Consider the following 9,776-nt stretch of genomic DNA (forward strand, 5'->3'; position numbering starts at 1 on the left):
CGGGGCGACCGGGCGACCCGGCCGTCTACGCTCCGTCGGTGACCACCGCGCCGGACGAAACGATCATCGACGCCCTCGACCGGGCCGACACCGCTCTCCTCGCCCGGCGCCTCGACGCGCGCACCTGTCCGCCGGAACTGCTCGGCCGGATGGTCCGCCACCCCGCACCCCGGATACGGCACCTCGGCCTCACCCTCCTCGCCGAACGCGTGGACACCCCGGACTCCGGGGGCGGGGGAGGAAACGTGACCGGGGCAGGTCATCTTGCCCCGGTGGACGGGCTGTTGCCCGATTCCCCCGGGGCGTCGCCCGAGGAGTCCCTCCTGCTCGCGGGCCTCCACGCCCGGCTCGGGGCGCGGAAGACGCGGCACCGGCTGCCCGACTGGCGTGCGGCCGAGCTGCCCGCCCGGGTACGGATCGCCTGGCTGCGGGCGGACCTCCTCGGTGACCCGGCCGTCCTCCGTACGGAACCGGCGGGCGAGCTCCTCTACCGGGCCGTGCGTGAGAGCGATGCCGTCGAGGCACACCGCCCCGACCGGCTCGTGGCCGAACTCGTCGGCACCGGGGACCCGGTCCTGGGGACCGAGGCGCTGCGGCTGGCCCGCGACGGGCTGCACGCCGGACTGCTCGCACCGGCGTTCGTACGCGGCCTGCTGGTGCGGCTGCTCGACTCGCCCGACCCCGACGTCGTGACCGACGCGCTGCGCGAACTCGCCGAGCCCTGGGCGGCGGTGACCCCCGTGGACGCACAACCGCTGACCCGCCCGGCGAGGGCCCTGGACGGCCGGTCCGCCGACCGCGACGGGGCGTCGGCCGCACGCGCGGCCGCCGTTCTCGTCGCCGCGGCCCGGCACGGTCACCACACGGTGCTGTGGAGCACGGCGGAGGATCCGGCCGAGGCTCCGGCCCTGCGCGGGCAGGCCGCGGAACTCCTGGGCGAACGGGCGGAACGCGCCGATGTCGGGCGCCTGGTGGCCCTGGCCGCAACGGACCCCCTCCTGCTCGCCGGGCCCGTGCTGACCTGTCTGCGTGCACTGCACCGGCGCGGCCACTTCCCGGCGGACCCGGACGTCGGCCCGCTGCTCGCCCTCGCCCTCGCCGACTGGACGCTTCCGGCGGAGGACCTCGCCACGGTCCTCTACACCTCCCGTCGCCCGCTGTTCGACGCCCTCATCGACGCTCCGCCCACCGCCCCGGACTGGCCCCGCCGCCTGGAACTGCTCATCGCCCTGTCACGGCAGGGGGCCGCCGACGTCCCCATCGGCGAGGCCGTCACCCGGCTCCTCCCCGCCGCCCGCACCCCGCGCCCGTTCCTCGCCGCGATCCGCGTCCTGCGACCGCCGGCCGCCGAGGAAGCGGTGCTGGCCCTGCTTCCCACGGCCCCGTCCGCCGCACTGGACGCCCTGGAGGCCATCGGCGGGGACCGTACGCGATCGGCACTGGCCCACGCGTTCGGCATCGGCGGCCCGGCGGACGGACCGCCCACGGCCACGGACGGTCCACCACGCCTTGCGCTCGCACCCGAACTGCGCCCGGTACGTGACCGGGCGCTGGCACTCCTGTGGCACCTCACCCGCAGGCCCGGGCAGCGGCAGGACCTGCTCGCCCGGCTCGCCCCCCAGGACCTCCCGCGCGACATCGAGGCCGACCTCGGAGCCCCCGACGAGCGGGAACTTGCCGTTCTGCGGGCCCGCGTGGACGTGGACGCCCCCGTGGCGGCCTTCTGCCGGATCGCGGCGCACGCCGGAACGGGAACCGGGCCCCCGGACGGCGTCCCCCTGGCCGACCTGCTCCTGCGCATCGTGCGCGACCTCGCCGCCGGCCGGCTCGGGCCGGGGGCGGACGCCCCGGGTCCCGGCCTCGCACCCGCGGGACCGGCCCGCCCGGACGGCGAACCGGAGCTGCCGCCCGAGGTGTCGGAGGCGATGCGCGCCCACGGGAGCCGGTTGTGGAGGAGGCGGCGGATCAGGCCCGCCTGTCTGCTCGACGCACCGGACGACACCGGAGCGGGCCACGCGTTCCTCACCGCGACGGTGCTCGGCCTGCTGGAGCGGCCCGGGCTCACCGGGGGCGAACGGGCGGTGCTGCTCAAGGCGTTGCTCCAGGTCCCCGCGACCCCGTCCACCCGGGCCCGGGTGCACCGTCTGCTGCGCGACCGCGACCCGCACGTGCGCAAGCACGTCATCGCCCTGCTGGCCCACGACGCCTCGGGCGAGGACGCGCGGGCCCTGTCCGCGACCCTCGTCCCGCTCACCCGCGACCCGGACATCCGCACCGTACGCGCGGCCCTGTCGGCGCTGGGCGCGGCCCGGGCCCGCTGGGCGGGCGAGGAGATCGCCGGCTGTCTCCACCACCCGAACATGAACATCAGGAAGACCGCGGCGGCCACCCTCCTCGACGCGGGCGCGCCGGCCGCCGTCCCGCACCTCCTGCGGGCGCTCGGCCGCGACGACAACCCGGGGCTGCGGTCCGCGCTGACCCGGGCGCTGCGCGCCGTCGTGGGGCGCGCCCACGCCGCGACCCTCCTCGCCGCCGCCGAAGCGGCCCGCGACGAGCGCACCCGCCGCCTCCTGCTCCGCGCCCTCGACCACGAGGTGACCGCCCGCGCCGTGCTCGCCCTCGACGCGGGGGGATCGCCGGTCGTCCCCGCCCTGCTGGCGCTCGTCGCCGACGGCGGGGTGCGACTCGCCGCCGGTTGCGTCCAGGACCTGGCGGAACCACTGGCCCGGCACGGTGTGCCGACGCCGCCCGCCGCCCCGGCCGGGCCCCCGGACGGGGCCGACCCCGAGGTGACGGCTCTGCTGCGCTCCGGCTGGGACCCGGCGCTCGCCCTGCGCATCGCCCGGCGGCCCGCACCCCCGGACACCGTGGCCCCCCACGAACGCCCGGCCGCCCGCGCCCTGTTGGGCCACTGGCTGGGCCTGGCCGGCAGCACGGCCGAGGCCGGGCTCCGCGGCCGCCTCCTGCGGTGCGCCCTGCGCCTGTGCCCGGGGCCGTGGTCCGCCGACGAGGTGACGGTGCTCGCCCGGCACACCGGTACGGTGACCGACGCGTTCGACGCCGCCACCGGCGGGGGAGCGGCGGACGGGTCTCCCCGCGCCACCGCCGCGAGGCCGGCGGCCGGGTCGGCGGGGGAGCTGATCGAGGTTCTGCACGCCGTCGCACCGCACCTGTCCGCCGCCGGGCGTTTCACCGTCGTCGAAGGACTTCGCGCCCTGCCGCCCACCGGCCCGGACAGCCTGCCCCGGCCCGGGACGGCCGCCTGTGGCCTCACGCTGCTCCGACAGCTGGGCGCGGTGCTCGTCCGCGCCGATCTCGACCGGGCCCTGGACGTCGCCCACCTCGGCGCGGACCCCTGGAGCGCCGCGCCCGCCGTGCTCCGGGAGGCGTTCGGCGTACCGGAGAAACCGGTGGTCGTCGATGCATCAGCCTCCTGGCGTGCCGAGTTGACCGAGGCGGTACGGACCCCCGACGCGCTGGCGGAGTTCCGGGGACGCGCTGTCGCCGCCGTTGCCCGGCCCCGGCTCGCCGCCGGTGCGGACGGCGCCGGGCGCGTCCCCGCCGCGACCGAGTCCCGGGAACTGCTCTCCGCGCTTCTCGCGGCGTACCCGAAGGCCGCGCCCGACGTGCGCGGGCGGCTCGTCGACTGGATGACCGAGCTCCAGCCGATCGACGCACCCGCGTGGACCATCGCCGAGGCCAGGGCGGCGAGCAGGGCCTCCGGCGCCTCGTCGCGCCCCGTGGGGTCGGACGATCTCGACCAGCCCCGGTCGTCCGCCCAGCGGACCCGGCTGCTGGCCATGCTGGACGCGAAGGGGCCGGAGCGCCGGACCGCCGCCGCGCGGGCTCTGCTCGACCGGCCCGAGCCGGGGGTGGCGCGCGCTGTGCTGCGGGCGTATCTGCGCGGCCGGGTCGACGTGCTCCCGGAAACCGCCGCCCTGGATCTCCTCGCGCACCCGGAGGGCCACGCCACCGCCCACCCCGACGCCCACCCCGGGGAGGGCGGTGGCCGGCACCCGGCCGTCGTGGAGCTGACCTCCCGAGGGGTGCTGCCCGAGCGGGTGCTGCGCTGGGCGGCGCGGCTGCCCGAGGACGATCTGTCCCCGCTCGTCCCGCTGATCCTCGGGTGGTGGGAAACCGGTTCGCCCGCTGTGCACGAGGCGGCCCGCACCACGCTGCGCAACGTTCCCGCCGATGTGCTCGCCCACCTCCTCGCACCGCGCGTCGAGGCGGGCGACCTCGGGCTGCTCGACCTGCTGACCGGGGTGCGGCTGCTCCGTACCCCCGTGCTGACCAGGGCCGAGCGCCGGCTGCGTACCGAAGGCCGCGATGCCCTGGCCGACGCGCTCGTCCTCGTCGACGGTCCCCTGCGCACACCTGGAGCCGAACGCGAGGACGCTGCCGCGCTCGATGCCCTGCGCACCTCGGTCCGGAGCACGACGGCCGCCCCGGCGGACCGTCCGTCGCTGCCGGAACTGCTCGACCTCGCCCGCACGGGAACGCCCGAACAGACCCGCCAGGCCCTCACCCGCCTCGTCGAGGAGCGCGCACCGGCGCCCGGAGCCGGTCCGGACCCGGAACTGCGCTCGCTGGTCGAGGAGTTGCTGAGCCATCCGATCGCCGGGGTACGCCTGCACGCACACCGGACCTCGCGCGCCCTGTTCGACCGGGACACCCATGCCCGGCTCACCGTGCTCCTGCTGTCGGATCCCTTGCCCGACGTGGTGCGCATGGCGGCGCGGACGCTCGGCCGCGCCGGTTTCGAGCCCGCGCTGCCCGGCCTCGTCCGGCTCCTCGACCACCCGAAGCCGGTGGTCCGGAGAGCGGTCAGGGACGCGCTCGTCGGCTTCGGTGACGCGGCGGTCCCGGTCCTGCGCCGCACCGCGGCCCACGCCCGGCCCGACCGACGGCCGCTCTACACGGACGTCCTCGCCGAGATCTCCGGCGCCGGGGCCTGACGAGGGTGTCCGGGGCGTGTGGTCAGCCTTCGGGCTCCCGGGACGCCGCCGAGGCGACCTGGTGCAGCGTCCGCCCCGTACGGGCGGACCTGGCGTGGTACGGGTCGGGGGAACCGGGCCTGCCGCGAACGGCGAGGCGGTCGTTCGCCTTGATCAGCAGCCACGCCTCGTGGCCGCCGCTGTCCGGCTCGTCGCCCTTCTGGACGCGGGTCAGTGCGAACTCGCCGTGCAGCTTCGCCCCGTACAGCCAGAACGTCGCATGGCCGAGCTCCAGGGACTCGGAGAAGGGTACGGAGTCGCCCTGCCCGTCGTGCCCGAGCGGCCGGTAGGTGCCCTGGTCCCAGACGATGACGGTGCCGCTGCCGGACTCGCCGCGGGGGATCACCCCTTCGAACTCGCGGTACTCCAGAGCGTGATCCTCCGTCGGCACGGCGAGCCGGCGGTCGCTGGGGTTCTCCGACGGCCCTCGCGGCACCGCCCAGGACTTCAGTACGCCGTCGACCTCCAGCCGGAAATCGAAGTGCAGGCGTCGCGCGTCATGGATCTGCACGACGAAGTGGGGCCGCGGTGTGCCGTCGTTCTCCACGTCGTGCTCCTTTCGTGGCCCCGGCCCGTCTCGCCGGTCCGTGTCTCCACTCTGCGGCTGCCCGGGACGAATCGCACGATGAGCCGACTGTCTTCAGGCGCATATGCCTATGGGGCATGCCGTTCCCCCTCCGGTCTGGACCAGGTTATTGACGGCTCCTGCGGCACTCCCTTAAATCAAGTATTGAAATATGCGCCCGAGGTGATCGCCCCAACCGTTCACCTCTCGGCGTCGATCTGTCATGCACATGCCCCCCACGCGAAGTGATGTGATGACCGTGCACCCCACGCACTCCACGGCGCGCAGCGTTTCCCGGCGCCGCCGCGTCGCCCTCTACGCCGCCTCACTGCTCTGCTGTTCCGCCATCCTGACCGCACTCCCCGGCGGTGCGTCCGCCGCACCGGCCGCCGGCTCCCCGTCCGCCGGGTCCGGGGCGCGGGCCGTCGCCTTCGAGGACCAGTTCGACGGACCGGCCGGCGCCGCCGTGGACGGCGGCAAGTGGCAGATCGAGACCGGCGACAACGTCAACAACCACGAGCGGCAGTACTACACCCCGGGCAACGACAACGCCGCGCTCGACGGCCAGGGCAACCTCGTGATCACCGCCCGGAAGGAGAACCCGGGCAACTACCAGTGCTGGTACGGGACGTGCGAGTACACCTCGTCCCGGCTCAACACCTCCGGCAAGTTCGCCGCCGCCTACGGTCATGTCGAGGCCCGGATCAAGATCCCGCGCGGCCAGGGCATCTGGCCCGCGTTCTGGATGCTGGGCGACGACTTCGGCAACGTCGGCTGGCCCAACAGCGGCGAGATCGACGTGATGGAGAACGTCGGCTTCGAGCCCGGCACGGTCCACGGCACCCTGCACGGTCCCGGCTACTCCGGCTCGGGCGGCATCGGCGCCGCGTACACCCTCCCCAACGGGCAGGCGTTCGCCGACGACTTCCACACGTTCGCCATCGACTGGGCGCCCGACTCCATCACCTGGTCCGTCGACGGCCAGGTCTTCCAGCGGCGCACCCCGGCCGACCTGGGCGGCAACCAGTGGGTGTTCAACAAGCCGTTCTTCCTCATCCTGAACCTCGCGGTCGGCGGCTACTGGCCCGGCGACCCCGACGGCAGCACGCAGTTCCCGCAGCAGATGGTCATCGACTACGTCCGCGTGACGACCGGCGACTGACGACCGGCGACCGGCGACCGGGGTCCGGAGACCGGCGACGGCCGACCGGTCGGTGGCGGCCCGAGTCGGAGCCCCCACGCGTCGGCTGCGGTGGAACCAGCAGCTCCGGCACCCGTCCGCGGCAGTCCGCGGACGGGCGCCGGCTCTCTCCTACAAGGACGGTGACCGCATGACCGCGACCCCCCGCTCCCCGCGAAGACGGCTCGGGCGTCTCGCGCTGCCCGCCCTGGCGCTCGTCGCCACGGCCGCGTTCCTCACCCCCAGCAGCCCCGCCACCGCGGCCGTCGCCGCGGTCGGGCAGATCTCCGGCATCGGCGGCAAGTGCGTCGACGTGGCGGGCGCGTCCGCCGCCAACGGGACCGCCGTACAGCTCTACGACTGCAACGGAACCGGCGCCCAGCAGTGGGACGTCCGCTCCGACGGCACCGTACGCGCGCTCGGCAAGTGCCTCGACGTCAAGGACGGCGCGACCACCAACGGCTCCGTCCTCCAACTGTGGGACTGCAACGGGTCGGCCGCCCAGCGCTGGGGGGTCTCCGCCGCCCGCGACATCGTCTCCGTGGCAGCCGACAAGTGCCTCGACGCGACCGGCAACAGCTCCGCCAACGGCACCCGGCTCCAGCTGTGGACCTGCACCGGGGCCGCCAACCAGAAGTGGAACGCCCCGTCCGGCGGCGGCGACCCCGACCCCGGCGGCGCCCCGATGGCCGTGGCCCCCTACCTCTACAACGGCTGGGGCAGCCCGCCCTCCCCGACGACCGTGATGAACGCGACCGGCGTCAAGTGGTTCACCCTCGCCTTCGTCCTGAGCAACGGCTACTGCAACCCCCAGTGGGACGGCGGCCGCCCGCTCGCCGGCGGCGTGGACCAGCAGACCATCAACACCGTGCGGGCCGCCGGCGGTGACGTGATCCCGTCGTTCGGCGGCTGGAGCGGCAACAAGCTGGAGAGCTCCTGCGGCAGTGCGGGCGAACTGGCCGCCGCTTACCAGAAGGTCATCAACGCGTACGGGCTCAAGGCCATCGACATCGACATCGAGGCGGCCGCCTACGACTCGCCGACGGTCCAGCAGCGCACCGTGGACGCCCTGAAGACCATCCGCGCCAACAACCCCGGCATCAAGCTGTACGTCACTTTCGGCACCGGCCAGAACGGCCCCGACACCAGCCTCATCAACCGGGCCGCCCAGTCCGGGCTCACCGTCGACAGCTGGACGATCATGCCGTTCAACTTCGGCGGCAACGGCCAGAACATGGGCACGCTCAGCGTCCGCGCCGCCGAAGGGCTCAAGACGGCCGTCAAGAACGCCTACGGCTACAGCGACGACCAGGCCTACCGTCACACCGGCATCTCCTCGATGAACGGCACCACCGACGTCGGCGAGACCATCACCGTCGCCGACTTCCGGACCATCCTCGCCTACGCCCAGCAGCGGCACCTGGCCCGGCTGACCTTCTGGTCCGTCAACCGCGACCGCCCCTGCACCGGCGGCGGGGCCGACACCTGCTCGGGTGTCGGACAGCAGCCGTGGGACTTCACGCGGGTCCTCGCGCAGTACCGGGGCTGACCCCCCGGACCGCCCCGCTTCCGGGGCGGTCCCCAAGCCGGTGGACGGCGGCAGAGGTGCTCCTGCCGCCGCCCACCCCTCCCCGTCGGAGAAGCGGAATAGCATGATCCCCATGGAACAGCGCACACTCGGCAGGACCGGCCGTGACGTCTCGGTCGTCGGACAGGGCACCTGGCAGCTCGGGGGCGACTGGGGCGAGGTCGCGGAGGACGACGCCTTCGGGGTCCTCGACGCGGCCGTCGCATCCGGCGTCACCTTCTTCGACACCGCGGACGTCTACGGCGACGGCCGCAGCGAACAGCTCATCGGCCGCTACCTCAAGAACCGCCCCGACGCCGACGTCCTCGTCGCCACCAAGATGGGCCGCCGGGCGGGCCAGGTGCCGGAGAACTACGCCCTGGACAACTTCCGCACCTGGAACGACCGGTCCCGCGCGAACCTCGGGACCGACACGCTCGACCTCGTACAACTGCACTGCCCGCCCAGTGCCGTCTACTCCTCCGACGCCGTCTACGACGCCCTGGACACCCTGGTCGCCGAGCAGCGGATCGCCGCCTACGCGGTGAGCGTGGAGACCTGCGCCGAGGCGCTGACCGCCATCGCCCGCCCCGGCGTCGCGAGCGTGCAGATCATCCTCAACCCGTTCCGCCTCAAGCCGCTCGACGAGGTGCTCCCCGCGGCGGCAGCGGCGGGCGTCGGCATCGTCGCCCGGGTACCGCTCGCCTCGGGCCTGCTCTCCGGCACGTACACCAAGGACACCGTCTTCGGCCCCGAGGACCACCGTACGTACAACCGCCACGGTGAGGCCTTCGACCAGGGCGAGACGTTCTCCGGCATCGACTACGCGACCGGTGTCGCCGCGGCGGCGGAGTTCGCCGAACTGGCCCCCGAGGGCGCCACCCCCGCGCAGACCGCGCTGCGCTGGATCATCCAGCAGCCCGGCGTGACCAGCGTGATCCCCGGCGCGCGCTCGGTGGAACAGGCCCGCGCCAACGCGGCCGCGGCCGCCCTGCCCCCGCTGCCGCAGTCCACGCTGGACGCGGTGCGGGACCTGTACGACCGGTCGATCCGCGCGGAGGTCCACGACCGCTGGTGACGGCGGGCGGGGCCCCGGCGGGTGAGGGGGAGCGGGCGGGACTCAGTCGTCCTGCTCGTCGTCCCCGCCCTGTCGGCCACCGTCCTGCTGGTCCTGCGGGTTCTGCCCGCCTTGTTGGTTCTGCTGCTGCCCGCCGCCGTCACTGACGTCCTGCGAGGGGCCCGAGGACGGACTCTGATCCGGTGTTCCGGCCGAGCTGGATTCCGGGGAGAAAAGGACCATGCCGAGATACACGGCGGCCAGGAACGTCGCCGTGCCCGCGATGAGGCTGGCCACCCTGGGGCGGCGCCGTATCGCCTCACGGGTGGTGCGACGACGGGCCGGAGCAGATCGGGCCGGCGCCTGCCGTCTTCGCCCTGTGGGCCCCGGAAGCCGGTACGTCGTCGGGC

General features: G+C 74.6%; 5 protein-coding genes and 1 pseudogene. 4 read left to right on the top strand and 2 right to left on the bottom strand.

Annotated features, from left to right (window positions below; all coding sequences use genetic code 11):
* The first annotated feature begins 38 nt into the window (after nt 1-38).
* Nucleotides 39-4,958: a HEAT repeat domain-containing protein gene (locus HET64_RS39890; protein ID WP_215106010.1), complete on the top strand. Its 4,920-nt coding sequence runs from the start codon at nt 39-41 to the stop codon at nt 4,956-4,958.
* A 22-nt stretch (nt 4,959-4,980) separates the two neighbouring features.
* Here the strand turns inward: HET64_RS39890 and HET64_RS15760 are convergent, their stop codons facing one another.
* The gene (locus HET64_RS15760; RefSeq protein WP_215106012.1) at nt 4,981-5,544 is read right to left on the bottom strand and encodes a DNA polymerase ligase N-terminal domain-containing protein; all 564 of its coding nucleotides are present in this window, start codon (nt 5,542-5,544) and stop codon (nt 4,981-4,983) included.
* 271 nt (nt 5,545-5,815) lie between these two features.
* On the opposite strand from HET64_RS15760, the gene HET64_RS15765 reads away from it, so the two are divergent.
* The 3 genes from HET64_RS15765 (at nt 5,816) to HET64_RS15775 (ending at nt 9,387) form a co-directional block, all read left to right on the top strand.
* The gene (locus HET64_RS15765) at nt 5,816-6,724 is read left to right on the top strand and encodes a family 16 glycosylhydrolase (protein WP_215106014.1); all 909 of its coding nucleotides are present in this window, start codon (nt 5,816-5,818) and stop codon (nt 6,722-6,724) included.
* A 169-nt stretch (nt 6,725-6,893) separates the two neighbouring features.
* Nucleotides 6,894-8,291 (top strand): chitinase, encoded by a 1,398-nt coding sequence (locus HET64_RS15770; RefSeq protein WP_215106016.1) that lies wholly within the window; start codon nt 6,894-6,896, stop codon nt 8,289-8,291.
* A gap of 103 nt (nt 8,292-8,394) precedes the next feature.
* Nucleotides 8,395-9,387: an aldo/keto reductase gene (locus HET64_RS15775; RefSeq protein ID WP_215106018.1), complete on the top strand. Its 993-nt coding sequence runs from the start codon at nt 8,395-8,397 to the stop codon at nt 9,385-9,387.
* Nucleotides 9,388-9,429: 42 nt separating this feature from the next.
* Here the strand turns inward: HET64_RS15775 and HET64_RS15780 are convergent.
* Nucleotides 9,430-9,776, bottom strand: a pseudogene (locus tag HET64_RS15780) (serine/threonine protein kinase); the annotation flags it as partial.

It is taken from the genome of Streptomyces sp. McG3 (genome assembly GCF_018619185.1).
Taxonomy (GTDB): domain Bacteria; phylum Actinomycetota; class Actinomycetes; order Streptomycetales; family Streptomycetaceae; genus Streptomyces.